The organism is sulfur-oxidizing endosymbiont of Gigantopelta aegis (assembly GCF_016097415.1).
Lineage (GTDB): Bacteria > Pseudomonadota > Gammaproteobacteria > GRL18 > GRL18 > GRL18.
This window is the reverse complement of record NZ_JAEHGE010000001.1, coordinates 293,161-320,045: the sequence shown is the minus strand read 5'-3', so window position 1 is coordinate 320,045 and position 26,885 is coordinate 293,161. Positions and strand designations below refer to the sequence as shown.

The window sequence follows — 26,885 nt, the reverse complement described above, 5'->3', positions numbered from 1 at the left end:
TGTAAACTAATTCCAATGAAAAATTTATTGGAGCTTAGTTCATGACCTTGGTCAAACAATCTACAAGTATAATCTCAAACGCAGCTAATATGCATCTACAGCCTATTACCGTGAATGAAGATAGCCATGAGCATTATACGAATAAAGATAAGCTGCTTAAGCTAGCAAAAATCAATCAGCAAACGCTTGCTTCTGAGATAAATTATTATCCGCAGGATAGACCAGAACGCGCACACCTTGAGACTTTTATTAAAGGCGTTTATAAAAAATACTATGATGCCAATATTGAAGAGTTTTACCCTAACTTGCTCGCCATAGAAACCAATGTAAATAGTAAAGATAATGAATCAACTATTAAGGCGGTTGCAGGTGTACGTAGTGCTGAAAATGGTCACTTATTCTCAGAGTACTATTTGAAAAATACCCTCGAACAAGAAATAAAAAACCGATTTGGTGCTTCAATTAAGCTGCCTATATCTCGTAAACAAATTGTTGAAGTGGGCAATCTCGCACCTGCCAATATTGGTCAAATGCGTTGGTTAATTACCTCAATTACTGGCTTCTTATATTCTGCGGGTTTTAAATACTTAATTTTTACCGGCGTTTCCGGTATTTATAATTCTTTTAGCCGAATGAATATACCCTTGGAGCTCATTGCTGAAGCAAAACAAGATTGTTTGCCTGAAGAAATTAAAAAGAAATGGGGACCAAAATATTACCAAAATAAGCCAATGGTTTTTTTGGGTGACATTGAAAAGGGCTATGAGATAATGAAAAAAAATATCTATAGCTCAAATAAAAAACTGATTCCATTGTTTGAGCAAGCCTGTAAAGTCGGTGCACAAGCATTACTTGCTGCACAAGCTCAAGAACAAAGCAATGAAACAGAGGAGTTTGTAGCTGAAAATCTCTGCGGAGAAGTTGCTTGAATGCATTAGAGCAACGGATTTGCGACTATGCTGAGCAAAACCCGCACAAATTAGCAATCCAGGGTGATAACATCAACTTGGATTACGCGTCTTTATGGCATGAAATTCAACAATTATCTAGCCGTTTAGAATTGTTATCTAATGCTTCACCATACACTTTTGCGGTGCTATTGGACAATGATCCTGCTTGGGCTGTGCTTGACTTGGCTTTATTTTTTAATCAGCAGTGCTCAGTGCCCTTACCGAAATTTTTTTCCATGGAACAATTAAAGCATGCTTTAACTGATTCTCAGGCACAATATCTTATTTTAGATCGCTCTAATTTTAATACTCAACTGATAGAAGAATTAAGCGATGATATTATTGAGCAAACAGATATTGTTGTTGCAGAAAAAGAACTGCTTTGCTTGCACCTCAAAAGAGCTAACGCCAATGATGGTTTTGCACAAACTTCTTCTGAAAATCCCGTCAAGATAACCTATACTTCAGGTACGACTGATAAGCCTAAAGGGGTCTTATTGTCGGAACAAGCCATTTTATCGAAAGTGGCCGCATTGGCTATTGCCAGTGAAGCCAATGAAAATGATATTGCACTGTCTATCTTGCCATTGTCAACTTTATTAGAAAATATTGGTGGGCTTTATGTCACCTTATACTGTGGCGCCAGTGTTATCTTATTAGCGCCTGCCAGCATCGGTTTAACCGGTTCAAGTCAAATTGATGCTCAGCAATTATTAAAATCAATTCAGCAGTATCAACCAACTGCCTTTATAATCATTCCACAATTATTGCTTTTATTAGTGAATGCGATTTCTAATGGCTTCAAATTACCATCTGCAATGCGTTTTATTGCTATGGGAGGCGCACCAATTTCAGAAAAAGTATTAGCAATGGCAGGTCAACTACAGATACCGGTTTTTGAAGGCTATGGTTTATCCGAGGCAGTTTCTGTTGTTGCGGTAAACAATCCTTCTCATCATAAAAGTGGTTCTGTTGGGCGAGTGCTTGAAGCAAATCAAGTCAAAATCAGTGACACGGGTGAAGTCTTGGTTAAGGGCGATTTATTCAATGGTTATTTAGGCCAAGCGGCCAGAAATGATGATAACTATTATGCTACTGGTGACTTAGGTTATTTTGATGAGGACAATTACCTATTTATCAATGGGCGCAAAAAAAATATCATTAATACCTCATTTGGTCGAAACATATCACCAGAATGGGTTGAAAAAGAACTAGAAGCTATACCACAAATAGCACAATGCCTGGTCTATGGCCATGCAAAACCAAATTTGGTTGCTATTTTAGTGCTACGTGAAATCAGCAATGATTTAAGCCAGCTTGAAGCAGAGATTAAGCAACTGAATGCGCATCTGCCTGATTATGCACGCATCGGTCAATTCATCATCGCTGACAGTCCTTTTACCGTGGCTAATGAACAACTCACCGGGACAGGTCGTCCAAGACGTGAATTAATTTATAATATCTATCAGCAACAACTCGAACAGTGCTATCACACTGAATAGATACTAAACAAACTTAATGAAATGGAGCATTTCTGTGACTAATTTCTTTGATACATTAATCGCCGCTACCGAAGATGAGAGACAAGCGTTTCAACAAATTGAGACCTTAAAAAAGGGCAGTACGGGTGATATTTCATTGGAAAACTATCAACAATTTCTAATTCAGGCTTATCATCATGTTAAGCATACAACCCCCTTATTAATGGCATGTGGCAGTCGTATTCCACACAATAAAGAATGGTTAAGAAATGCCATTGCCGAATATATCGAAGAAGAACTCGGTCATCAGGAATGGATATTGAATGATATTGCCGCGACGGGGCTTGACCCTGAACTGACACGTCACGGTATTCCTCACCCTTCAACAGAGCTGATGATTGCCTATGCTTATGATATGATTACCCGTATAAATCCAGTTGGATTTTTTGGTATGGTATTGGTTTTAGAGGGGACGAGTATTGCACTGGCAACGAATGCTGCTTTAAAGTTACAAACAAATCTCAACCTGCCAGATTCAGCCTTTAGTTATCTGTCATCACATGGTTCTTTAGATATCGAACACATGGGATTTTATGAGAAATTGATGAATCAGATCAGCGATGAAGATGATCAAATCATCATTATTCATGCCGCTCAGATGTTTTACAAATTGTATGGAGATATATTCCGTTCAATTGCTGTTTAGTTTAATCAATATAAAGAAATAGGAAATAATAAAAATGAAAATTAAAATACGAGCTCACCTAAAAAATATAGCCCTTAGTCTGTCATTAGTCGTTCCGGTGTTTTTTTCCTCAACGGCTGTATTAATGGCTGATAGTTTGGATGATACTATCCATAGCTTGCAAAAAGAATGGGCGATAGCCAATTATAAAACCGCAGAAGATGATCTTGAAAAAGTCTTTGCAGACCTAACCTCTAAGGCCGTTAATGCAGTGAGTGCCAACCCTGATAAGGCTGAACCACTGATATGGAATGCCATCATTGTGAGTACCGATGCAGGTAAAAATGGTGGTTTAGGTGCGCTGGGCAAGGTTAAAGAAGCACGTGAACTATTACTGAAGGCAGAAAAAATCAATCCAGAAGCCTTAAATGGTTCAATATACTCTTCCTTAGGCAGTTTATATTATCAAGTACCAGGCTGGCCTCTAGGTTTTGGTGATGATGATCAAGCTGAAATTTATCTGAAAAAAGCCTTAGCCTTGAATCCTGATGGCATAGACTCAAACTATTTCTATGGTGATTTCTTGTTGGATAATGATAAATACCAGGAAGCAAAGACTTATTTTGAAAAAGCCCTGAAAGCGCCGGCACGTGCGACTCGTCCTCTTGCAGATGAAGGCCGTCGTGCTGAAATCAAGGAAAAATTAAAAACCATCGAACGTTATTAGAGGCAGAAAATGACAATTTTAACCGATCAACGCATCATTTTAACAGGTGCTACCGGTGGTATAGGCATTGAGCTTGCCAAGCAATTGGTTGTTCAAGGTTGCAAATTGGGACTCGTCAGTCGCTCTAATGAAAAATTAGAGCAATTAGCGGCTTCCTTATCCTCTGATGCAAATAAGCTTTGTTTAATCAGTGCTGATATCAATACGAGTGATGGCCGACAAACGATTATCGATCAAATGCTAAAGTCCTTTGATGGCTATGATATGTTGATCAATACGGCAGGCATTATGGACTTTACCTCCTTGTTAGAGCAATCTGATGAGCGTATTGAGGCTGTTTTGCAAACAAATGTGATTGCACCGATGCTATTATGTAAAAAGGTGTTACCCTATATGCTAGCGCAAAATGAGGGACATATTGTTAATGTTGGTTCAACCTTTGGTTCCATTGGCTTTGCCTGGTTTACAAGCTATTCAACCAGCAAATTTGCCTTACGTGGGTTTTCTCAGGCATTACGCCGAGAGCTGGCCGAAACTGATATAAAAATATCCTATATTGCGCCAAGAGCAGTCAGAACTTCACTCAATTCCAGTGCTGTTTACGATATGGCAAAAGAAGTTAAGATGAATATGGATAAGCCGGATTTTGTTGCCAAACAGATCATTCGGTCTATTATTAAAGATCATAAAGAAAAATACTTAGGCTTTCCAGAAGCTTTATTTGTGCGTATTAATGCCATTTTACCGGGGCTGGTTGATAAGGCGACACGCTCACAAAATAAGGCTGCAAAAAAATACATTTCATAAGCTTAGAGCGGGTATACCCATGATACTTATTATTCCAAGTAATAGGGATATAAAAGGTTAAACGATGCAAATATTATTGGTAGAAGATGATCTTTCATTGGCTGATGGCCTGCAACAGGCGCTTGGTCATGAAGGTATTACGGTCAATCATGTTGCCAATGGCAAAGAAGCCCTGCATGTCGTTGAATCTTTCCCACCGGATATCGTTTTGCTCGATTTAGGCTTGCCTGATATGGATGGCTTGGATGTTATTAAAGCCATACGTCGAAAAAAACTAACCACTCCCGTGCTTATTTTAACCGCTCGCAATACCGTTCAGGATACTGTTTCAGGTCTTGATTGTGGTGCAGATGACTACCTGGCAAAACCTTTTGAAATTTCCGAACTATTAGCTAGAATTCGTGTACTTGAGCGTCGTATCAGCACCACGGCTGAATCTAATGAAATCAACATTGGTCAGGTCTCTCTGGATACTGAGAGCATGCAAGTCAAAGTATCGGATAAGCTTTTAGTGCTTTCAAAAAGTGAATACATGTTGCTCAAGGCATTAATGCAAAATGCCGGCAGAGTACAAACTCGTGATGGTCTTGAATCACAACTGTATAGTTGGGGAGAGGAAGTTAGCAGTAATGCCCTGGAAGTGCACATCCATCATTTAAGAAAAAAAATAGGCATTGAATTTATTAAAACAGTGCGTGGAGTAGGGTACACCATTAATAAAGTATGAAGTCTATTCGATTTTTTTTAAGTATTGTTATTTTATCAACTATCACATTGATGGCTTTTTTATCTGCGCTTAATGGTTATCAAGATAGCATGAGTAAGGCTGAATTACTGTTTGATTCAGAATTGATGGACAAGGCACATCTTCTTTCAAAAGCATTTTCAGTCCATCATAAAAAAAATGAGTCTAATACGCATTTATTGAATTTAGATCGCACTGATAATTCGGTGAATGCATTAGCCAGTGATATATCAGATAAAAATAGTGATGATTTTTTTGCCTTTCAAATTTGGCAAGGTGATAAATTACTCCTGCACTCGTCTCTTGCTCCTGATAAGCCGATAGCACGTTTTGAAGCTGGCTTTAAGGATGTTAATTTTTTGAATCATCGCTGGCGTGTTTTCAGTTTTTATAACGATATTTCTGATTTATGGATCATTACCACCGAGCGCATGGATATTCGCTATGTACTGGCAGAAAATATTGTGCTTGAAACGATATTGCCGGTGGTGCTTATGATTCCTTTTCTAGGCATTCTTATTTGGTCTATTATTAGTTTTGGCCTGTCGCCACTAAGAAACCTAGCCAAAGAACTAGAAAATAAACGTGCGGATGATTTGACGCCACTGGCAATTGATAAGCAACCGGTAGAATTAATCCAGGTCGTCAATTCAACCAATGATTTATTTAAGCGCTTAAAGGCTTCATTTTTTCGGGAAAAGCGTTTTGCATCAGATGCAGCTCACGAATTAAGAACACCCATTAGTGCGATGAAGATTCATTTACATAATCTGTCGCATTCAGTGGCCAAAGATGAACATAGTTTTATCCAGTTGCAGGATTCAATTGATCGCATGGGACACTTGGTTGAACAAATTTTAAATTTAAGTCGTACTTCGCCTGATCAATACAGTACTGGTTTTTCCCGTCTCAACCTTTATACCATTGCACAAGATGTGATCGTTCGGGAGTATGCCTATTTTGAAGAAAAAAACTTACAAATCGAACTGGAAGGAGATGCCTGCTATATTAATGGTGACACCTTTGCTATCGATATACTATTACAGAATCTTATATCAAATGCGCGTAAGTACACCCCTGAGGGTGGTTCGGTGCTTGTGACTGTCACTGAGGAACATAATCAGATAAACTTGATGATAGAAGATTCTGGACCCGGCGTGCCCGAAGATCAATATGCACGATTATTTGATCGTTTTTATCGTCTGGATGGTGATTGCCATAGCTCAGGCGTCATTGGTTGTGGTCTTGGTCTGGCTATAGTACAACAAATCGTAGAACTGCATCATGCAACAATATCACTGCAACAGTCGCGTTTTGAAACTGGCTTATTAGTCAAAGTTGTTTTTAATGAGGTATTAAAATGATTGGCTTTAAAATGCCCAGGGGTAAAAATCCCTTTTCTTTGGCTGTTAGTTTTATGGGCATTTACACTGCTATTTTATTGCAATTTTTTTCAGTGACAACTTACGCTGCAACACCGATTGTTAATATTGAAATACGTAATCATTTATTTATCCCCTCAGAAATCACCATTCCAGAAAATACCAAGGTTAAACTCGTTATTCATAACCATGATGCCACCGATGAAGAATTTGAAAGCTATGAATTAAACCGAGAAAAAGTCATTATTGGTGAACGTAAAGGAATTATATTTATTGGCCCTTTACCTGCCGGAGAATATCCATTTTTTGGTGAGTTTTTTCCTAAAACAGCACAGGGAAAGGTCATTGTTGAAAAAAACATTGAATAAAGAATTGAATAAAAGGTTGTCCTTATGTTGTTAAGCTCAGTCATCATCGTCCTGCGTGAAGTGCTTGAAGCGGCCTTACTCTTTAGTATTCTTATAGCACTATCAAAGCAAATGTCACTCAATTTTCGCTGGCTAGTCTGGTCTTTATCATTGGGTGTTGTTGGTGCAATGGTTTATGGCACCAATATAAACATAGTCTCAGATTGGTTTGAAGGTGTTGGTCAGGAAGTGATCAATGCGCTGATACAATTCATAATTTATTTTATGTTGGTTTTTTATATGGTCATGCTGACGCGTTTTTTCTATCAGAAAAGCATCCCTAAATCTCTCCTGTGTTTTATTATGAGTGTGATTATATCAATGGCAGTTACGCGTGAAGGAGCAGAAATTATCTTGTATTTCTTCAGCGTGACACGCAGTGGTACTTATTATATGCCCGTTGTGATTGGTATGACAATTGGTGCGAGTATTGGCGTGAGTGTGGGTTTGCTGTTTTATTACCTTCTTAGCAACCTCAAACTAAAACGTTCTATTTTTATTGGTCTGGTGTTATTACTCTTGGTTTCATCAGGTATGGTTTCACAAGCGAGTTTGTTGCTCATTCAAGCTGATTGGTTACCCGGACAATTACCTTTGTGGAATACTTCAAATCTCTTATCAGAGCAATCTGTAACAGGGCAACTACTCTATGCGCTTATCGGTTATGAATCGACACCTACAGCGATTCAGGCCAGTTTATATCTAATCGGTTTTCTACTGCCAATAGGCCTGATTTTTGTAGTGCGATATGCTTCTCTTAAAGGCACAAAATATCAGTTGAGTGAATCATAAATGAAGTTTTTTAAACAAATCAAAATCATTCAAAAATTATTTTTGCTATCTCTCATCGGTATAACAATCTATATACCTGACAGCGTTTATGCGGATGGTTCATTCATCGATAAAGTGTATCACCCCTATGTTCAACCAAATGAGAAAGAAATCGAATGGCGCTGGAATTATAAAAACGATTCCGGAAAATCAGAAGAGGCTAAACTAAGAGATGGCGCCCAACAGCATCGTATTGCCTATGGACAATCGCTTAATGATCGTTGGTTTTTAGAAGGCTATTTGGTCGGTGAGCGAAATAAAAATCAGGACTTTAAATTAACTTCAGTTGAATTAGAAGCCATCTGGCAGATCACTGAGCAAGGTGAGTATGATCAAGACTGGGGCATGTTATTTGAATTGGAACATGAACGTGAACTCGACATTACCGAAGTGTCTTCTGCCTTATTAGTCGAGCAGGAATGGGGCAGGTGGGTAGGTACGGCTAATCTCTATTTAATTTATGAATGGGGAAATAAAATAGATAATGAATTTGAAACCGCTATGGCTTTACAAGGACGTTATCGCTATTCAAAGGCGCTTGAACCTGCCATCGAATTTTATAGTAGTGATACCAGTGAGGGCATAGGTCCTGTCTTAATGGGTAGCATTAAGCTCGCTGGTCGTAAAAAAATTCACTGGGAAACCGGTGTTATTTTTGGCCTGGATAATCAAACTGCTGATCAAACTCTAAAAATGTTAATTGAGTTTGAGTTTTAGTTTGATTTTATTGCATTAATAAAACAAGTATTAATAAAAAAATCTTCATCGTTTTTTGTTTACTTGGGTGTTAATCACAAGTAAACAAAAAGGTGAAGAACCGAAAAATAACCTATAATGTTCTCAAGTAGCTAATAATCTGCCATATTTGCTGTTCATTTAACTGGTTTTTGAATGCTGGCATTGGAGAATTAATCGGACTTCCGCCTTCAGATATTGTCCAGTTTAAATACTGAGGGATCCCCACGAATTTTTTAACAAATGTCAACAACTTGTTGCGTAAAATTTGAAATATTTTCAAAAACCATTTTAATTTCCTTCTTTTTAATTTTATACCGTTTATCTCGAATAATTTGAATCCCAATATAAACGTTAGAAAGCACAGTTCTATGCCTGATTGTATTGGCTTGTAAGTCATAGTGATATTTTTTATTCACAGCAACTTTGCCAATACACCAAAGTAAAAACTGTGTCAGTGCTGCGACTAATAATAAATTATTATATCGCTTTGCAGATTTAGATTTTGCTTGTGCAAGACCAATACCATACTGTTGATTTTTTGTATCTCTGAAACCTTCTTCAATTTGCATGCGAAATTTATACAGCCTAACGACTTTCTTTGGCTTGTTGATTTCTTTAGGTAAATGAGAAACTAATAGCCAGGGTTGTTTTGCTTTTTTAGAATAGTAAAGGCTCTTTGCATCTTGAGAAATTCCTCCACGTTTTTTCTTTTTATGTTTTCCCTTTTCAGTCCCATGAAATAAAGTACCCTCACAAGGAAATGCTGTGCTTTTGCTATAGAAGATCGTACCTAATCCTGTTGGCGTTGTGGTCGCTTGCTTCATTATAGTAGTACAACCTTCAAATTTTTCACCCTCTAATGAGATCTGTACATTGCCCCGAACTCGACCAACCCAAAACCATCCCTTTGCTTCAATTGTTTCAAACCAGGGGTTTTAAAAATTGCATCGGATAAGATAATGGGTTGGCAACCCTCTGGCAATATTGCTTCAAGTTCATCCAGAAAAGTATTATGAACCTGAGTATTATTCAATTTCTTTTCTTCGAAACATTCTTCATAAATAGTAAGTGAACGACCACCCATTGGTATGGATATTCTGAGTAGTTGAAAAATTTCACTACCTGGTATTGGCGACCAATCAGCTATAAGAACAGGGTGCTTTTGTTCACCAACCAATTGCAATGTCAAATACTGATAGAGATCTTTACGTTCATTGTGCAGGTGTATATTGCCAATTAATCTGTCCATTCTTTTGATATCATGCTTTGTTTTCGTTTTTGAATGAGCCCTCAAGTTTCTGCCCAAGCCAGTCACTGTTACCTGATGCTCAGATATTGCTGAATTAACACCTGCGATGAGTGCCTTTAATCTGATTTTATGCATATCAGGGCATGCAGATAATAATTTTTTATGTAATAATTGTGTTGCTTTCATGGCGTTCTCCAAATTGCTTTGTGGTGAACTAATTTGATCATAGTTCGCCATGAAAGTCGATCAATTTCTAAAATTTCAACGAGTTACTAAAAAAATTCGTGGGGATAACTCAGGTTTGATAATGTACCTATAAAACCAGCAGATGGTCTTATTATTGATCCTAATATCCTAATGATATTTTGTTTTTTCTTAATAAAAATGGCTTTGAAAATTGTGATATGAAATATCTTAATGAACGATTAGAAGCTTTGATTGATGCTTTGCTGGAAGAGGTATAAATTATGAATAATTTTAATAAACGTTTTTCAATAACGAGTGTTGTTAGTTTAATAACGAGTGTTGTTAGTTTAATAATAAGTGTTACCTGTGTTATTGCAATTATTATATCGGGAGTAGGTTATCGTTTGGGTTTATGGCATTTTAGTACCGGTTTTTCTATAGTTGAATGGACTGTATTGGCGGCCTTAATTAGCCTAGGTCTTGCAATCATTGGCATATACAAAACAAAGATAAAGGGAGTGAATAGAGGATTTTTTGTGGCAACACTTAGTATTTGCCTCGTATTTCCTATTGTTGCTTTTTCTGTATACTGGGAAAAATCATCTGATTTTTATCCTCCCATAAACGATATAACAACTGATATAGAAGAGCCACCTTCATTTTGGGAAGTGCCTGATCCAGTAGATTACCCTGGTATAAAAACAGCAAATTTACAAATTACAGCTTATCCAGAAATCTCTCCTATCAAGTTATCGATGACGGTTGATCAGGCATTTGACCGTGCTCTTACACTGGCTAAAAATAACAAATGGGAAATTGTGAGTATTGATAAAACAGAGGGACAAATTGAAGCAACAGACTCAAGTTTTTTATATGGATTTAAGGATGATATTGTAATACGAGTTCAAGCAGTTGATGGTGGAGCAAAAATTGACATGCGTTCTCGCTCAAGGGTTGGGAAGATAGACCGTGGAGCAAATGCCCGGCGTATATTGAAATTTATAGAAGCGTTTAATAATAACGAATGAATGATTATTCTTTATTGCTTGATTCAATCGGTAGACCAGCAGATTTCCATTCAGGAAAACCATCTTCCATTCTATGTGCGTTGAAGCCCTTATTTCTAAGCCTTGCTACAGCATCAAAAGCAAGTACACAATGTGGCCCACGACAATAGGCAACGACATCCTGATTGGAATCAAGTTCATTTAAATGAGCTTCTAGTTCAGATAGCGGTACATTAATAGCGCCCGGTACGTGACCCGCTAAATATTCTTCTGGGGGTCTGACATCTAGTACAGTGACAAGACCATCACGAACACGGCCGAGTAGTTCAGTTGCCGGGATGGGTTCGAGATCATCCTTAACCGTTAAGAAAGTATTAATCAGTTGTTGAACATCGGCTAAATGGCGTTCTGCCACATTTCTCAGAGAATTAAATAAATCAATGACATCATTACCACTGAGACGATAAAAAACTTTTAGACCACGCTTTGTACAATCAATAAGCCCAGCTTGACGTAGTTGCTGTAAATGTTGAGAGGTATTCGCTACAGATAATCCAGATGCCTTGGCAAGTTCATCAACACTGCGTTCACCCTGAGCGATAAACTCCAGTAACTCTAGACGATTTCCATTGCTCATGGCTTTACCAACTCGGGCAAACTGAGTAAATAAATCTTGTTTAAAATGCTGACTTGACATGGTACTAAATCCTTCTATAATAGTATTCAATTAGTTAGTTGAATACTATTTAGTTAAATAATAGATCAATTACATTATTTATTATAACGAGAATAAGTGGATATTAATACTTACCTTCTTTACATCAAAGAATGTATTAACATAAAAGGGTTAACATTTAGCCCTGTAGATTAAAAAATTCTGAGGAACCACAATGACATTTAATGAATTTATTTTGGCTAACGAAGTGACCATCAGGCTAAGTTTCTTTTTTGGTGTATTTGCCATTATGGCTATCTGGGAGGTGATTGCGCCTCGACGTGCTTTGACTGTTTCTAAAACGATACGTTGGGCTAATAATTTGGGTTTAGTCTTTTTTAATAGCTTTATCTTACGCTTATTATTCCCTGCAGCAGCTGTTGGTGTGGCTGCATTTGCTGAGACACATGGCTGGGGCTTATTGAACTATTACTCATTACCTGGCTTTTTAGCTGTGATTCTTGCCATTATAGCAATGGACTTTATTATTTATTTACAACATGTCATGGTGCATGCCGTACCGCTGTTATGGCGTATTCACCGTGTGCACCATGCTGATTTGGACTATGATGTGACCACGGGTTCACGTTTTCATACCATTGAAATCATTCTTTCAATGCTCATTAAATTTGCCACTATTATTGTTTTGGGTGCACCCGTGGTTGCGGTAGTAATTTTTGAAGTGGTGTTAAATGCCTTGGCCATGTTTAATCATGGTAATGTGGGCTTGCCAAAGTCATTGGACACTTTTTTGCGCTGGTTTGTAGTGACACCGGATATGCATCGTGTGCATCATTCGGTTGAAGATGATGAAACCAATAGTAATTTCGGGTTTAATTTGACCTGGTGGGATCGACTATTTGGTACCTATCGTGATCAGCCTCGTGGCGGTCAACTAGGCTTTACTATTGGTATCAATAAATACCGTGATGTTAAGCAGACTAACTGGATTTTGGGCATGATGTTATTACCCTTTAAAGGCAAGGTCAGTGAATATGCGATTAATACCCGTAATTGGAATAGCCAAAAGAACACTGAGGATTAAGCATTGAAAACATTATTTATACGGCTATTTTTGGTTGGTTTAATTACTATAGGCATTGCTATAGCCGTTATCTATCGTGATGTACTGGATATGGAGGCTTTACAGCATTGGATCGAACAGTCAGGGCCTTTAGCGCCACTGTTATTTATGCTGATTTATATTCTAGCAACCATTTTCTTTTTGCCGGGTTCGGTGCTAACGCTTGCAGGCGGTGCTTTATTTGGCCCGGTAGTAGGAGTGTTCTATAATTTAACGGCTGCGACAATAGGTGCAATTTTATCATTTCTGGCTGCGCGTTATCTGGCATCAGACTGGGTAGAGAAGAAATCAGCAGGGCGCTTAAAACAATTAATTAACGGGGTTGAAAATGAAGGTTGGCGTTTCGTTGCCTTTGTACGCTTAGTACCGATATTCCCATTTAATTTGCTAAATTATACTTTGGGGCTGACAAAAATTAAATTACTTGATTATTCTTTGGCTACTTACATTTGTATGTTGCCGGGAGCCATTGCTTATACGTATTTGGGGTATATAGGGCGTGAGGCAGCAACGGGAGGGGAAAGCCTGATTCAAAAAAGTCTTTTAGGTTTGGCTCTATTGGCAGTTGCTGCTTTTTTGCCTCGTTTTATAAGTCAAATGCGTAATAATGCCAAGAAAAATAGGATTGACATTGATGTGCTGAAACAAGCGATGGACAATGGTGATGATTTTTTATTACTGGATGTACGTACGGATGAAGATTATGTGGGTGAACAAGGGCATATTAGTACATCGGTGCAAATACCAGTAGAGCAATTAGAACAACGTATAGCGGAATTGAAGGATAGATTAGCGGGTGATTATGAGAAGCGTATCGTAACGATTTGCCGAACTGATCGAAAATCGACAAAAGCGGCCGAAATTTTAACAAACAATGGTTTCAATAATGTTAAAGTTGTAAAAATGGGCATGACGGATTGGAATAAAAAAGGCTATCCAAACGTACAAAGTGTAAACTAGTGTCAATCCGTAAATAGTAGGGTGGGCACGCTTTTTGTGCCCACGCTGTAAGTGTGAATATAAGGTCTTAAGTCAGCGTGGGCAGATAAAGCCATGCCCACCCTACAACTTAAGATTTTAAGTTTTCTTTATAATGGGAGAACCAGGCAAAGACCTCATTACCAGGGATGGGTTTTGAAAATAAGTAACCTTGTGCAAGGTTGCATCCTAAAGCGGTTAGCCTTGCTTGAGTTTCTTTGGTTTCGATCCCCTCAGCGACGGTTTTCATGCCTAGCTTTTGACCTAGCATAATAATCGTTTCAACAATGGCAGTTGCCTCTTTGTCATTTTCCATTTCTGAAACAAAGGTGCGGTCAATTTTAATTTCAGAAAAAGGCACACGGTGTAATTGCAACAGAGAAGAATAACCGGTACCAAAATCATCAATGGATAGTCTGAATCCTTTCATACGTAAGCGAGTGAGAATATCCAACGAAGTAATTAACTCGGACATTAAGGCTGACTCGGTGATCTCAAGTACAATTTGTTGGGCTTTCACACCATGTTTACTCAATAAAAGATCAATTTTATCGGGCAATGTTAATTCTTTTAGAGTGCTAGCTGACATGTTAATGGCAATCTGAACATTCAAACCCTGTTCAAACCAGCGTTTGTATTGCGATAAGGCTTGCTCAAATACGACCCAGGTAAGTTTATCAATGAGGTTGTTTGCTTCTGCAAGAGGGATGAATAGATCAGGTGCTACTATGCCATAACTGGGATGTTGCCAACGAACCAATGCTTCCACAGCGACAATATTATTATTATCAAGTCCTATTTTAGGTTGATAAAAAACGATCAATTCATTATTTTTTAAGGCTGCTTTGAATTCATCCAGAGTGGGGGCTGATGTGTCAACACTTTTCCGGACAGTTTTCTAAATATTTTTTTGGCTGTTTCAAGTGATTTTTGTCATTTTGTATTTCCTATCATTTTAGTTTCTCATGTTAACTTTAAACAGATGAAGAGAAAGGGCTTTGCCCTCTGGAACGATAGAGCCGTTCCATTCACCCAAGGTATTTTCACAACGGTAATGATCCTGTTACAATATCTTCACGGCACAGGCTGAGGAGCCGATGGCCGTCAACGGTAATGGGCGGCATTTATGTCGCCTTTTACCCCTCTTCAATCAATCGATTTAAGCTATTTCCTGCTGTATTTCATAATCGACTGGTGACAAATAATCATTAGCCGAATGAAGTCGCTCCCGATTATAAAATACCTCAATATATTCAAATATTGCCTGCTTTGCTTCTACTCTGGTTTTGAATCGACAATGGTGCGTCAATTCAGTTTTCAAACTATGAAAGAAGCTCTCTGATACAGCATTGTCCCAGCAATTTCCTTTGCGGCTCATAGACTGAATTATGTTATGATCCGACAATATTTTTCTATGACTATCAGAGGCATATTGGCTACCTCGGTCAGTATGCCAAAGCAATCCATCCATTGGTTTACGCTTCCATATGGCCATCAGTAAAGCATCATTGACTAGCTTGGCTTTCATTCGCTCATCCATCGACCAGCCAACAATTTGCCTAGAGAATAAGTCAATGACAACCGCTAAATATAACCAGCCTTCCTTGGTGGCAATATAGGTAATATCACCCACATAGTAGCGATCAGGTTGAGAGACAGTAAACTCTCTTTCCAGTAAATTTGGAGATATACGCTTATTATGCTTGGAATTAGTCGTCGCTTTAAAGCGTCTCTTCGTTTTACAAAACAAACCGGCTTTTTCATTAATCGACCAATTCTCCGGCGGCTTATATGAACGCCTTTTTCAGCCAGTTTTCTTTTAAGACGACGGGTTCCATAAGTCTTGCGACTGTCTTCAAACAGTTTTTTAGCTGCTCAGTAAGCGCTTCATTTTCTTTCTCTCTATCCGTTTTAGGAGAGCTAACCCAATCATAATAGCAACTACGGAAACATCCATAAAACGGCACAGAATCGTTACCGGGTAATCTTTAGCCTGATCAGTTATCCATGCGTACTTCACAAAGTTTCCCTTGCAAAGTACGCTGTGGCCTTTTAATAAATCACGCTCCTGAATCACTTTTGCCAATTCTTTTTCAGACGTTTTACTTCATCATAAATGTGTTCATCACTTCTATTGGCTACCGTCTTCACCGGTTTGGAATATTTACTGATCCAGGTATGTAGAGTATTTACATTAACACCTAGCTCCCTGGCAGTCTGAGAAACAGGTTGATCCGTCTCATTAGCTAATTTGACAGCTGATTCTTTAAATTCTGATGTATAGCTTTTATTCGGTTTTTTGTTTGATCATTCATTTTAGGTCACACTTTTTATCTTTTAGTTATTTTAAGTTGTGTGTCCGGTTAAGTATAGCCACATTATCTCCCCTTTAGAGTCAATCATTATTCTATTATTCAGGTCTTTTGTATCGAGTGTTTTTTTCTCAGGCCTTGTAAGGTTTTAAAGGGCATCTCTTGAATCAATGAATTGATCATCCATTTAGGTAAATGACCTTCTGGGTTCGTATGATGTGTCCAGGTGACACGAGTCAGATGTTTATTGATGGCTTCGAGTAAATAGTGGCCATGGGAATGTGATACTCTCACCAGTGATGACTCTTTATTAAAGACGCATAGGTCAGCATTGTTTTGACAGAATTCGGGCATAGCATCCATCTGAATTTTTATTGCACCTGTTTTAGCATCCCGAGTGATTTTTGAATGGAAGATAAACTCTCGGTTTATGGCTGGAAAAGGCAGACTGTGCACTTGATAGTGATAACACTCGGAAAAAGATTTTCTCAGTAGTAAAACGGGTTTTTACACCGATGTACCCAGTCGGTACAGGCTTTGATATCGATAATGATTGCAAGGACATTAGCCAAAGAGGAAGGGATGTGAACGACACCTCGAAATGATTTAATATCATCTGCCCAGAATTTTTTAGATAAACCTGAATGCCATCCTCATCCCTGACCTGTTGCCAGTCATATTCAGAACTAGAATAAGTGACTGATGTTAAAAGAAACAATAGCAACATCAGTATAAATTTGAATTTTGTTCTCATTAGAACATCTCCAAACTATAACTTGCTCATTTTCCCCTTTTTAACTGTTTTTATTATAAAATAATACTCAAAAATCTCATTGACGAGTATCAGAGAAAGGGTATCTGGCGTCAACTACCTTGTCCGGTTGGCGACAATTAGCTTAGCCGGTTTCTAATTTATTATTTTATTCATAGTGAGTTTTTTACAATCGATTATTCTCCTTTAATTGTCTGCTCTTCTTTTTAACTTGATTTTTCTTTAGTCGCTGCTCTTGATCTGGCTCTAGGGCGAAAAGCGACCGATGTGCGGCTTTGCTCTTGCACGAGGCCACTTTGAGCTTTTGGCTTTTCGCCCGCTCTATGCTTTTTATCTTGCTTTTAAAATGTTCAGCGATCAATGAGTTAGCCATTAATCTAAGCCTTTCATCGCTTGTTTTCTACGATAACTGTCGCCTTCAATTTGATAAATAGACGCATGATGAATGAGTCGGTCAATGGCAGCCACTGTCATCATATTGTCAGTGAAGATACTATCCCATTCACTGAAAGCCTGGTTTGAGGTAATGAGCAGGCTATTGCGTTCATATCGGTGCGCAATTAATTCAAATAGTACCTGGCTTTCACTATTGGTTTTTGACATAGCCAATATCATCAAGAATAAGTAACTCATATTTATCCAGCTTTTTCAGTTCAAATTCCAGAGATAACGCTTCTTTTGCCTTTTGAAGCATTTGCACCAATGAAGTGCTGCTCATGAATTTAACCCGCACTGATTGCTCGATGAGTGCGTAACCAATAGCGGCGGCTAAATGCGTTTTCCCCAGACCACTGGCACCAAATAAAAGCAGATTATGTCCTTGCCTGAGCCAGTTTAACTGAGTGATTTTTTGTTTGAGCTGTTGGGCTGTCACACCGGTTATTTCATTAAAGTCATACTGTGATAACTGTTTACCAATGGGTAGTTTGCTTTCTCTTAATAAGCGCTTTAATTTATTGTCATGCCGGTAACTGGTTTCTAATTCACATAAATGGGCTAAAAATAATTCAGGCTCCCAATCTAATTCAATGGCTTTTTGTGAAACCTGCTGCCATTGTTTGACCATGGTCGTTAAACGTAATTCTTTGAGTAAAAACGGTAAACTTTGTGCATTGGCCATATTAATTCCCCAGTAATACATTGTAGGTCGATAAGTCATGTTGCTGACTGGTGTACTGAGGTCTATCAACCGACATGGGCGCAAAAAGTCACGGCACGCTTTGATGGAAACTCGACTGCCGGCTTCTAACGAGGCTAAGACAAAACGACCCAGCGCTGCTTCACAATCATAGGCATCGGCAATGGACAGCAAGCTCACCATGTAACGGCAATCATCATCATGAATGCCCGTTTGTTTGAGATTTTCCCAAATCAGGGTGAAATCACCTTCTGGGACAATATCATCTCGGTAAGCCGATGATTTAAAGGCATTGGGCTTTTTGGCTAACGAGTGAATGATATGTTTATAATTGATTGAACGCGAACGGATATGGCGGTGTGCATAAATACGCTTTAAACTTAAGGTCAATTCATGACCATAGAAACAATCTAAATGTTGATCATAAATATGGATCAATAACGTGGTACCAATCAATCGGGAGGGTACGGTATAAGTGACTCGTTTAACTGAAATGGTACTCCTTGTGGTGACTTTAACATAGAGCTCACTAAAGCCATTGGTGCGGCGGCTGGGAAGCGGTTTTAAGTGTGCTTTTTCTTCATTAAATCGTGTTTTACAGCGTATGTTTATTTGGCGAACGATGTCATCAATAAAGGCTTCATAATCCAATAAGGCGGTAAAATCTCGACTGCCACGAAGGAGTAGCTTTTGTTCGATTCGGCGTTTTAAATGACCATTAGGGGATTCAATGGCTCCATTTTCATGGGCAATGCCTTTATTGTTTCGAGTGGCTTTTATACCATAGTATTGACATAATTTTTCATAACGCTCGGTCAGCTTTTCTTGTTCATAATGATTGTTAAATGCAGCACTTAGGCTATCGGTTCGGTGGCTTACAGGGACACCGCCTGATTGCCATAGCGCATTTTGTAAGCCTGAAGAAAGAGATTCAAAGCTCTCTCCACCTAAGACAACTTGAACATAAGTCCAGCCACTATAAACCAATCGGTAGTGATAAAGTTTGTGTTTAAAATCTTCTCCGTCAATCGTGATTTTAAGCTCATTAGCCCAGGTGTAATCTGAAACACCCATATCACCGGCAATGTGTTTTTGTTGAAAAATAACTTCTTGCTCCGGTCCTTCCTGAGCACGCCAGCGTTTGACTCGGCGTTGCAGTGTTCTTAGGTGAGTGTTGTCAAATTGACCGGGTTCTAGCTCTTCCAGTGCTTCTAATAAGGTAATGGGCTGTAGTTTGGGCTCAATCTCAAGTAAGGGCACTAAATGTTGTTCAAAAGCACCATTTAAGGGATCTTTTCGAGTTTTGTACTGTCTGGGCTGTGTGGTGCCGCCGGGGTGCTTACCTGTATCAATGCGTCGCGCTGATCTTTCTGAAAATCCTGCTTTGGCTGCTGATGAAGCTTGAGTGTGATTCGGTTGTTTTCGATGTGACATGTATAACTTGACCTGTTCTTGGGTAATTGATTTTCCAGACATAAAAATCCTTCTCGATTAATGTGTCTGAGTGTATCAAACCGGCCAAGCTAGTTGTCGCCGACCGGACAAGTTAATTGTCGCCTAATAAAAGGGATTATTTTAGCTGCTATTGAAATATGATAAGAAATTCAAATGGGGTACAACATGGAAGTAGATGAGTTAAAAAATTAGCGGCACAATTGGCCTGCCCCAAGGGAGAAGAGGGGTAGACCTTGGCATCATAATGAATGACTTAAACACGTTCATTAGCCAAAAAGCTATTGAGGCTTTACAACCCGGTCGAGGAGAAAATATTCTTGAAATTGGCCTAGGTAATGGCGAGCTTTCTATTCCAATATTGGAGTATAGTGGACTATTGTGGATCCCATTGTCAAGACAACCCAGTTAAAAAATAAGATATAAAATATTCATCATTGTTTCTTCTGTTATGCAGCCAGTTTAAATTCTGGAGTGAATGCTTTCTTCACGCCATATATTTCTGCTGGCGTTTTTCCACCATGCGTACTGTGTGGTCGTTCATGGTTATAAAACTCAAAATATTCCTTCAATGAGCTTTTTAACTCATCAATACTTTGATAATCTTTGAGATAAATTTCTTCATACTTCACGCTCCGCCAAAGCCGTTCAATCATGATATTATCCATTGCTCTGCCTTTGCCATCCATACTTATTTTGATATCATTGGCTTTAAGGACGCCGGTGAATGCTCTACCAGTATATTGAGATCCCTGATCAGTATTAAATATCTCTGGCTTTTCATATTGACGTAGCGCTGTCTCTAAGCTGCTAATACAAAAGCTTTCTTCCATGCTGGTGGATACTTCCCATGACAGGACAAATCGGCTGTTCCAATCCATGACAGCACTGAGATAAACAAAACCATGTGGCATCCGAATATAGGTAATATCGGTACACCAGACCTGGTTATTCTGGTTAATATCAATCCCTCCAAGCAAATAAGGGTATATGTTGTTTGCCTTGCAAGGCTTGCTGGTATTAGGTTTTGGTGCAACTGAGACTAATCCCATAATGCGCATCAAACGCTGCACTTTTTTTCGGTTAATTTTATAACCTTCTAATTTTAAGGCATCACGCATTTGACGACTGCCATAAAAGGGATGCTTTGTGTACAGCTCGTCAATACGATTCATTAATTTCAAATCCTTATTTTTCAAAGGTTTTTTGGGTTCATAGTAATAACTTGCACGATTAAGATGAATAAGCTTACATTGTTTTTTGATGCTCAACTGAGGGTGTTCCTTTTGAATACAACACCGTTTCTCATCAATGCTCAGTTGAACATCTTCAACTTTTTTGATAGCCAATCAGCCTCTACTTTTAATTGGCCTATCTGACTGAAAAGGTGTTCTTTTTCCTTTTCATGTTCAGCTTCTTTATTCTCTAATTTCTTAGAAAAAGTATCGGCTGCACCATCCAATAGATGTTTTTTCCAAGTGTTCACCTGAGTGGCATGAACTTCAAATTCTGAGGCGATTTAGCCACTGTTTTCTGACCTTTCAAAGCTTCAATGGCAACTTTTGCTTTAAATGTATTACTGAATGATTTTCTTTTTGTGCTCATTTTGGTTCCCCATTAGGTTGATCTTTATATCTTAACCTATTGTCTGATTTCTGGGGTCCACTATACTGGCAGACCTGTGGATATGTGGATAAGACTAATACTATAAATAACCAACAGAATTATATCTTAATATTTGAGGAAGCTATCTTGACAATGGGGTCCACTGTAGAAATAGGACAATGAATCAAAAATTTTGACCTATTAAGTACTTTATGACTGAATTTTACCTGTTTTTTTAAGGAAATTAGGCAATAAAGCATTTTTTTGTTGATGTTTAGGTGAAAAATAACTAAAATCGCGACTAATTTTCTATGCTTCTCAGCAATCAGATCAGAATATTATTGCAATCTGAGTCTGCGGAAGTAATTTTCCGATTATTTATACCCAGTACTATAATTAGTACCACGCCAAGAGAAATCATTGGTGACGATGCTTTTTTCACTTTTTTAAAGAGCACTTTTGTATTGAATAACCCGTTTTTTAGTTTAACCAGAGAATATTATGGCTGATTTAAGCAAGTACCGTAACATAGGCATCTTCGCACACGTTGATGCGGGCAAGACCACCACCACAGAGCGTATTTTGAATCTGACGGGTAAAACCCACAAGATTGGTGAAGTACATGATGGTGAAGCAACCACTGATTTCATGGAGCAGGAGCAGGAACGTGGTATTACCATTCAGTCTGCTGCGACTTCATGTGAATGGGACGGTCACCGCATGAATATCATCGACACCCCAGGACACGTTGACTTCACGATTGAAGTGTATCGTTCTTTAAAAGTATTAGACGGCGGTGTGGGTGTTTTCTGTGGTTCTGGTGGTGTTGAGCCTCAGTCAGAAACTAACTGGCGTTATGCGAATGAATCCGGTGTTGCACGCGTCATTTTCGTCAACAAACTGGATCGTTTAGGTGCTGATTTCTACCGTGTTGTCGATCAGGTGGAAAACGTATTACAAGCCACTCCTTTGGTGATGGTACTACCTATTGGTGAAGAAGATGATTTCGCTGGTGTGGTTGATCTCCTGACGCGTAAAGCATGGGTTTGGGATGGTTCAGGTGATCCCACTAATTACGAAGTGATGGACGTACCTGCTGATATGGCAGACAAGGTTGAAGAATATCGTGAACAATTAATCGAAACTGCCTTAGAGCAAAACGATGATTTGATGGAAGCTTACTTAGAAGGCGAAGAGCCATCAATTGACGATATCAAACATTGTATTCGTAAGGGTACTATCGCCTTAGATTTCTTCCCAACTTTTTGTGGTTCAGCATTTAAAAACAAGGGTATTCAATTAGTATTGAATGCGGTTGTTGATTATCTGCCTAGCCCAACGGAAGTGAAGCCTCAGCCAGAAGTTGATTTAGATGGTAATGAGACCGGCGAATTTGCCATTGTTGATGCTGATAAGCCAGTACGTGCTTTGGCGTTCAAAATTATGGATGACCGTTTTGGTGCATTGACCTTTATTCGTATTTACTCTGGTACTGTGCAAAAAGGTATGACTTTATTAAATACCTTTACCGGTAAAACAGAACGTATCGGTCGTATTGTTGAAATGCATGCTGACTCACGTGAAGAATTAGATTCTTGTCAAGCGGGTGACATTGTTGCTTTTGTTGGTTTAAAGAACACTCAAACCGGTCACACGCTTTGTGATCCTAAGCAACCTGCGACATTAGAGCCAATGGTTTTCCCTGATCCCGTTATTTCCATTGCGATTTCACCGAATGATAAAGGAGGTTCTGAGAAAATGGGTATCGCTCTGAACAAGATGGTGAAAGAAGATCCTTCTTTTCACGTTGAAACAGACGAAGAAAGTGGTGAAACCATTCTTAAGGGTATGGGTGAATTACACCTGGATATTAAAATTGATATCCTAAAGCGTACTCATGGTGTTGACGTAACCGTTGGTAAGCCTCAGGTTGCCTATCGTGAGTCGATCACTAAGGAAATTGAAGACACTTATACCCATAAGAAGCAATCAGGTGGTTCAGGTCAGTATGGTCGAATTGACTATACCATCACACCAGGTGAACCTAATAGCGGTTATACCTTTGAATCAAAAGTAACTGGTGGTAACGTGCCAAGTGAATATTGGGGTGCGATTGATAAAGCCTTTGGCCGTATGATGAGCGAAGGTGTTTTGGCTGGATTCCCTGTGGTTGATGTCCACGTTGAATTACAAGATGGTGCATACCATGCAGTGGATTCATCCGCAATGGCGTTTGAATTAGCTGCTTATGGTGCTTATCGTCAGACCATGAAGAAAGCCGGTCCACAATTACTTGAGCCTATCATGAAAGTAGACGTGTTTACGCCAGAAGCCCATGTTGGTGACTGTATTGGTGATTTGAATCGTCGTCGTGGCATGATTAAGGATCAAGAGTCAAACCCAATGGGGACTCGCATTAAAGCGGAAGCGCCTTTGAGTGAAATGTTTGGTTACATTGGTGACTTACGTACGATGACTTCCGGTCGTGGTCAGTTCTCCATGGAATTCTCTCACTATAGCGCATGTCCTAAGAATGTTGCTGAAGAAGTGATTAAAGAGACTAAAGAACGTAAAGAAGCTAAGAAAAAGTAATTTTTCGTAGTTTAAAGCGTTTTAGTAAACTTAAAAAGGTCGGCGATTCAATAGGAATCCCCGGCCTTTTTTATTTTAGGTTCAACTGAGGTTTCTAGGTTTATCAATCAATGGAGCGTAGGATGCTGCTGAGGAACGAAGCGCATCATTCACTTGGAAATAATCATGCAATGTCGTAAAGGCTGCGGTGCTTGCTGTATCGCACCATCAATTAGCACCCCCATTCCCGGTATGCCAGAGGGCAAAGCAGCGGGAATTCGCTGTATTCAATTGGATGAAAGCAATGCCTGTAAGCTCTTTGGCCGGTCATCAAGACCGGCAGTTTGCCTAAAATTTCAGGCTAGCGAAGAATTTTGTGGTGATAATAACGCCTTCGCTTTGCGACGCATTAGTGAATTAGAGACAGAAAGTATGCCTTGAAGGGTTCTTCCTATAAACTTTTGTTGTATAAGTCCGTATAATGCACCCCAATATTGAGTCAAATTCAGCGAACATTTTTAAAGGTTAATAACATACGTGGAAAAGCAAGCAGCACCAGAAACAGATAATTCACAGGATGAGCCTCTTTTTCGGCATCAACTGGCGGGTAAATCAATTACCGTATTAGGCACGGCGCATGTGTCTAAAACCAGTGCTGAAAAAGTACAAGAGCTACTTGAGACCGGTGAATATGATGGTGTAGCCATTGAGCTTTGCCCCAGTCGCTACAATAGTATGATTGATCCCGATAGCCTGGCAAAAATGGACTTGTTTCAGGTCTTTAAAGAAGGCAAGGCCTCGATGGTTATCGCTTCTTTGGCACTAGGCGCTTACCAGCAAAAAATGGCTGATGAATTTGGCATCGAGCCGGGTGCAGAAATGCGTATGGCAATCGATCAGGCGAAGAAAATGAGCTGTGAAGTCCACCTGATTGACCGTGAAGTGGGCACGACCCTTAAACGAGTCTACAATAATGTCCCATGGTGGAAACGCATGGGTATCGTTGGTGGATTACTGGGCAGTGTCGTGTCCAATGAAAAAGTCTCTGAAGATGAAATCGAGCGTCTAAAAGACGGTGATATGTTAGAAACCACTTTTGCCCAGTTTGCAGAAGAAGCTAAAGAGTTGTTTGAGCCCCTAATTGATGAACGTGATCAATACATGGCGGCTCGTTTAGAACAAATTGTGAGTCGCTCAGAGAATAAATCCATTTTGGCCGTAGTCGGTGCGGGACATCTAAAAGGCATTGAATCTTATCTTGCTAAAGATGAGCAAATTACCACACCGGAAGCCTTACATCAAAAAGCTCAAACAACAATTGATCGCTTAGATGAACTGCCCAAAAAAAGTCGCTGGCCTAAGGTCGTTCCTTGGGTTATTGTGGCCATTTTAATTGCCGGTTTTGCCTATGGCTTTAGCAAAAGTACCGAATTAGGTATGCAGCTGATTGTTTACTGGGTATTGATCAATGGTTCTTTATCCGCACTGGGTGCAGCATTGGCCAAGGGACATCCATTAACGGTTGTTGGGGCATTTATTGCCGCACCTTTAACGTCACTCAATCCAACAATTGGTGCTGGCATGGTGACAGCCGCCATCGAATTATACCTAAGAAAACCCAATGTCGGTGATTTTAGCGCTCTCAGAAAAGACACGACGCACATTTCGGGCTGGTGGAAAAACAAAGTGGCGCGAACTTTATTAGTGTTTTTCTTTTCCACCATAGGTTCAGCAATAGGTACTTATGTGGCGGGCTTTAAAATATTTAATAGCCTGGTTGGCTAGTACCTGTGATGCGCTTCGTTCCTCAGCAGCATCCTACGTTTGGCTGCAAGCGATGCATTGTAGGATGCTGCTGAGGAACGAAGCGCATCACTATATTAAGTTAACTTGGCATCTGTATTATTCAGAACTCAGCTTAGTTACCTTTATTTTTCATATACGTCTGCATTTTTTCACACTGATCTTCCCGCTCGGCTTGTTGCGTAAACCAAACATAATCAAAGGGAAGTTGCTGTGCTGTTTTGCTCCAATTCTTTGCATAATCTGACGGTTTAAGCTTATCCTTGCTCACCTCAATAAAGGCCATACTGAGCACTTTTAAATTAGGTGCTTCATGGCGTAAATAATAGGGGATACCATAATCTGTTCGGGTGTGGCCAGAACCGGCAATTAATACTAAATCTCTAGTACGAGGCACAAAGGCTTGTGGGGCAAATTGCTTGGCCATATAGTCTGCTATGACCTTGGTCATAGCCAGATCACGTAGCTGCTGTCCCATCAGCATGGGTGATAACATCTTTTCAGGTAAGAGCTTACAATGCGCTTCAAGAATTTCTGCTTGTAATGATTTTTTTAATTCTGGTGGATACTGATAGCGCTCTAATTGTCGTTGATAGTCTTCACTCAAGACTTGAGGGCCTTGTTTAATCGCTTCGCGTATGGTCTTCGCATCAAGATTCGCGGCAATAATAGGCAGGTCATTGTAGAAGTTTTGAAAAAATACCGGCTGGTAATAGGACCACTCAGGCCAGCCGGACTTTTCCCATTGAATCTTTTTTGCAAAAGCATCCAGTGTCCGCTCAGTACTTCTAGCACCGCCTTGCTGTAATCTTTTTAGATAATCAGCATGAAATTGATCAATGCTCTCTTGTTGGTTGTGGTTAAGCATTTCATAAGCAATAGCAGGAAATTGCTGTTGCGCAACGAAAGCCGCGATGATATGTGACTGTAACTGGTGGTGTCTGATATTGTCATGGGTTTCACCCAATAAAATGACATTGCTTCTTCTTGCTTCATAATTCAGGCTATCAAGGGTAACAAATTGTTGCTCTGAGACGGACCAGATAGTATCAACGAGAGGGTGCTCGGTGATCGCAAAAGAGGGTGAAAAACTATCGTTTGACAAACTCTGACAAGCATTCAAACTAATAACAAGGCTGATGACTATAAATAATGACAATAATTTTTTCATGGACGTCTCATAATGAAGTACAGTGCATATTATTCAATGTTAAAGTGGCATAAAATGCCCACTGAAATTACAGACTTTACTATAAGGGA

General features: G+C 39.3%; 26 protein-coding genes and 3 pseudogenes. 17 read left to right on the top strand and 12 right to left on the bottom strand.

The annotated features are described in order from the left end of the window. Window positions 1-41: 41 nt before the first annotated feature. The 10 genes from JEU79_RS01680 to JEU79_RS01635 all read left to right on the top strand — a co-directional run bounded on the left by JEU79_RS01680 (window position 42) and on the right by JEU79_RS01635 (window position 8,732). Window positions 42-929 carry a thermostable hemolysin gene (locus JEU79_RS01680; protein ID WP_198262703.1) on the top strand — a complete coding sequence of 296 codons (888 nt, stop codon included), beginning with the start codon at window positions 42-44 and terminating at the stop codon, window positions 927-929. After that, a complete protein-coding gene (locus JEU79_RS01675; protein ID WP_198262702.1) occupies window positions 926-2,452 on the top strand; it encodes an AMP-binding protein in 1,527 nt (508 codons plus the stop codon). Before JEU79_RS01680 ends, JEU79_RS01675 begins: the two co-directional genes overlap by 4 nt. 16 nt (window positions 2,453-2,468) lie before the next feature. Beyond that, window positions 2,469-3,137: an iron-containing redox enzyme family protein gene (locus JEU79_RS01670; protein ID WP_198262701.1), complete on the top strand. Its 669-nt coding sequence runs from the start codon at window positions 2,469-2,471 to the stop codon at window positions 3,135-3,137. Between the two features lie 34 nt (window positions 3,138-3,171). Further along, window positions 3,172-3,843 (top strand): tetratricopeptide repeat protein, encoded by a 672-nt coding sequence (locus JEU79_RS01665; RefSeq protein WP_198262700.1) that lies wholly within the window; start codon window positions 3,172-3,174, stop codon window positions 3,841-3,843. A 9-nt stretch (window positions 3,844-3,852) separates the two neighbouring features. Then, the gene (locus tag JEU79_RS01660) at window positions 3,853-4,650 is read left to right on the top strand and encodes an SDR family oxidoreductase (RefSeq protein WP_198262699.1); all 798 of its coding nucleotides are present in this window, start codon (window positions 3,853-3,855) and stop codon (window positions 4,648-4,650) included. 64 nt (window positions 4,651-4,714) lie between these two features. Beyond that, window positions 4,715-5,377: a response regulator gene (locus tag JEU79_RS01655; protein WP_198262698.1), complete on the top strand. Its 663-nt coding sequence runs from the start codon at window positions 4,715-4,717 to the stop codon at window positions 5,375-5,377. Further along, on the top strand, window positions 5,374-6,759 hold the full coding sequence (locus JEU79_RS01650) for a sensor histidine kinase (protein ID WP_198262697.1): 1,386 nt from the start codon (window positions 5,374-5,376) through the stop codon (window positions 6,757-6,759). The genes JEU79_RS01655 and JEU79_RS01650 overlap by 4 nt, the downstream gene beginning before the upstream one ends. 53 nt (window positions 6,760-6,812) lie before the next feature. Then, window positions 6,813-7,145: a cupredoxin domain-containing protein gene (locus tag JEU79_RS01645; protein WP_198265808.1), complete on the top strand. Its 333-nt coding sequence runs from the start codon at window positions 6,813-6,815 to the stop codon at window positions 7,143-7,145. A gap of 24 nt (window positions 7,146-7,169) precedes the next feature. Beyond that, the gene (locus tag JEU79_RS01640) at window positions 7,170-7,976 is read left to right on the top strand and encodes an FTR1 family protein (RefSeq protein WP_198262696.1); all 807 of its coding nucleotides are present in this window, start codon (window positions 7,170-7,172) and stop codon (window positions 7,974-7,976) included. Beyond that, on the top strand, window positions 7,977-8,732 hold the full coding sequence (locus tag JEU79_RS01635) for a BamA/TamA family outer membrane protein (protein ID WP_246539889.1): 756 nt from the start codon (window positions 7,977-7,979) through the stop codon (window positions 8,730-8,732). A 254-nt stretch (window positions 8,733-8,986) separates the two neighbouring features. Here the strand turns inward: JEU79_RS01635 and JEU79_RS01625 are convergent, their stop codons facing one another. Further along, window positions 8,987-9,670, bottom strand: a complete 684-nt coding sequence (locus tag JEU79_RS01625) for an IS4 family transposase (protein WP_198265806.1) — start codon at window positions 9,668-9,670, stop codon at window positions 8,987-8,989. After that, complete coding sequence (locus tag JEU79_RS01620) at window positions 9,610-10,188, bottom strand: hypothetical protein (RefSeq protein ID WP_198262694.1); 579 nt, start codon at window positions 10,186-10,188, stop codon at window positions 9,610-9,612. The genes JEU79_RS01625 and JEU79_RS01620 overlap by 61 nt, the downstream gene beginning before the upstream one ends. Before the next feature lie 281 nt (window positions 10,189-10,469). Here JEU79_RS01620 and JEU79_RS01615 point away from each other — a divergent pair, with 281 nt between their 5' ends. After that, window positions 10,470-11,216: a DUF1499 domain-containing protein gene (locus JEU79_RS01615; protein WP_198262693.1), complete on the top strand. Its 747-nt coding sequence runs from the start codon at window positions 10,470-10,472 to the stop codon at window positions 11,214-11,216. A gap of 4 nt (window positions 11,217-11,220) precedes the next feature. On the opposite strand, the gene JEU79_RS01610 is transcribed toward JEU79_RS01615, so the two are convergent. Beyond that, complete coding sequence (locus tag JEU79_RS01610; RefSeq protein WP_198262692.1) at window positions 11,221-11,892, bottom strand: ArsR/SmtB family transcription factor; 672 nt, start codon at window positions 11,890-11,892, stop codon at window positions 11,221-11,223. Window positions 11,893-12,085: 193 nt separating this feature from the next. On the opposite strand from JEU79_RS01610, the gene JEU79_RS01605 reads away from it, so the two are divergent. Both JEU79_RS01605 and JEU79_RS01600 read left to right on the top strand, forming a co-directional pair. Further along, window positions 12,086-12,955 carry a sterol desaturase family protein gene (locus JEU79_RS01605; protein ID WP_198262691.1) on the top strand — a complete coding sequence of 290 codons (870 nt, stop codon included), beginning with the start codon at window positions 12,086-12,088 and terminating at the stop codon, window positions 12,953-12,955. A gap of 3 nt (window positions 12,956-12,958) precedes the next feature. Beyond that, window positions 12,959-13,954, top strand: a complete 996-nt coding sequence (locus JEU79_RS01600) for a VTT domain-containing protein (RefSeq protein ID WP_246539887.1) — start codon at window positions 12,959-12,961, stop codon at window positions 13,952-13,954. Window positions 13,955-14,063: 109 nt separating this feature from the next. Here the strand turns inward: JEU79_RS01600 and JEU79_RS01595 are convergent, their stop codons facing one another. The 7 genes and pseudogenes from JEU79_RS01595 to istA all read right to left on the bottom strand — a co-directional run bounded on the left by JEU79_RS01595 (window position 14,064) and on the right by istA (window position 19,670). After that, a complete protein-coding gene (locus JEU79_RS01595) occupies window positions 14,064-14,831 on the bottom strand; it encodes a putative bifunctional diguanylate cyclase/phosphodiesterase (protein ID WP_281401024.1) in 768 nt (255 codons plus the stop codon). A 300-nt stretch (window positions 14,832-15,131) separates the two neighbouring features. Then, window positions 15,132-16,276: pseudogene (locus tag JEU79_RS01590) on the bottom strand (IS3 family transposase); the annotation flags it as partial. A gap of 110 nt (window positions 16,277-16,386) precedes the next feature. Beyond that, on the bottom strand, window positions 16,387-16,740 hold the full coding sequence (locus JEU79_RS01585; RefSeq protein WP_198262689.1) for an START domain-containing protein: 354 nt from the start codon (window positions 16,738-16,740) through the stop codon (window positions 16,387-16,389). A 482-nt stretch (window positions 16,741-17,222) separates the two neighbouring features. Beyond that, entirely contained in the window at window positions 17,223-17,429 is a 207-nt protein-coding gene (locus JEU79_RS01580) for a hypothetical protein (protein WP_198262688.1), read from the bottom strand. Continuing rightward, complete coding sequence (locus JEU79_RS27255; protein ID WP_281400813.1) at window positions 17,429-17,659, bottom strand: ATP-binding protein; 231 nt, start codon at window positions 17,657-17,659, stop codon at window positions 17,429-17,431. The genes JEU79_RS01580 and JEU79_RS27255 overlap by 1 nt, the downstream gene beginning before the upstream one ends. Beyond that, the gene (locus tag JEU79_RS27250) at window positions 17,643-18,122 is read right to left on the bottom strand and encodes an ATP-binding protein (protein WP_281401023.1); all 480 of its coding nucleotides are present in this window, start codon (window positions 18,120-18,122) and stop codon (window positions 17,643-17,645) included. The genes JEU79_RS27255 and JEU79_RS27250 overlap by 17 nt, the downstream gene beginning before the upstream one ends. Window positions 18,123-18,177: 55 nt before the next feature. Next, window positions 18,178-19,670, bottom strand: a pseudogene (istA, locus tag JEU79_RS01570) (IS21 family transposase). A gap of 223 nt (window positions 19,671-19,893) precedes the next feature. On the opposite strand from istA, the gene JEU79_RS01565 reads away from it, so the two are divergent. Further along, entirely contained in the window at window positions 19,894-20,058 is a 165-nt protein-coding gene (locus JEU79_RS01565) for a hypothetical protein (protein WP_198262687.1), read from the top strand. Window positions 20,059-20,095: 37 nt separating this feature from the next. On the opposite strand, the pseudogene JEU79_RS01560 reads toward JEU79_RS01565, so the two are convergent. After that, a pseudogene (locus JEU79_RS01560) lies at window positions 20,096-21,251 on the bottom strand (IS3 family transposase). 501 nt (window positions 21,252-21,752) lie between these two features. Here JEU79_RS01560 and fusA point away from each other — a divergent pair. The 3 genes from fusA (at window position 21,753) to JEU79_RS01545 (ending at window position 25,607) form a co-directional block, all read left to right on the top strand. Next, window positions 21,753-23,843: an elongation factor G gene (gene fusA, locus JEU79_RS01555; protein ID WP_198262686.1), complete on the top strand. Its 2,091-nt coding sequence runs from the start codon at window positions 21,753-21,755 to the stop codon at window positions 23,841-23,843. A 165-nt stretch (window positions 23,844-24,008) separates the two neighbouring features. Further along, a complete protein-coding gene (locus tag JEU79_RS01550) occupies window positions 24,009-24,263 on the top strand; it encodes a YkgJ family cysteine cluster protein (RefSeq protein WP_198262685.1) in 255 nt (84 codons plus the stop codon). Between the two features lie 96 nt (window positions 24,264-24,359). After that, a complete protein-coding gene (locus JEU79_RS01545; protein ID WP_198262684.1) occupies window positions 24,360-25,607 on the top strand; it encodes a TraB/GumN family protein in 1,248 nt (415 codons plus the stop codon). Window positions 25,608-25,740: 133 nt separating this feature from the next. Here JEU79_RS01545 and JEU79_RS01540 read toward each other — a convergent pair whose 3' ends face one another. Further along, window positions 25,741-26,796, bottom strand: a complete 1,056-nt coding sequence (locus JEU79_RS01540; RefSeq protein ID WP_198262683.1) for a ChaN family lipoprotein — start codon at window positions 26,794-26,796, stop codon at window positions 25,741-25,743. Window positions 26,797-26,885: the final 89 nt, after the last annotated feature.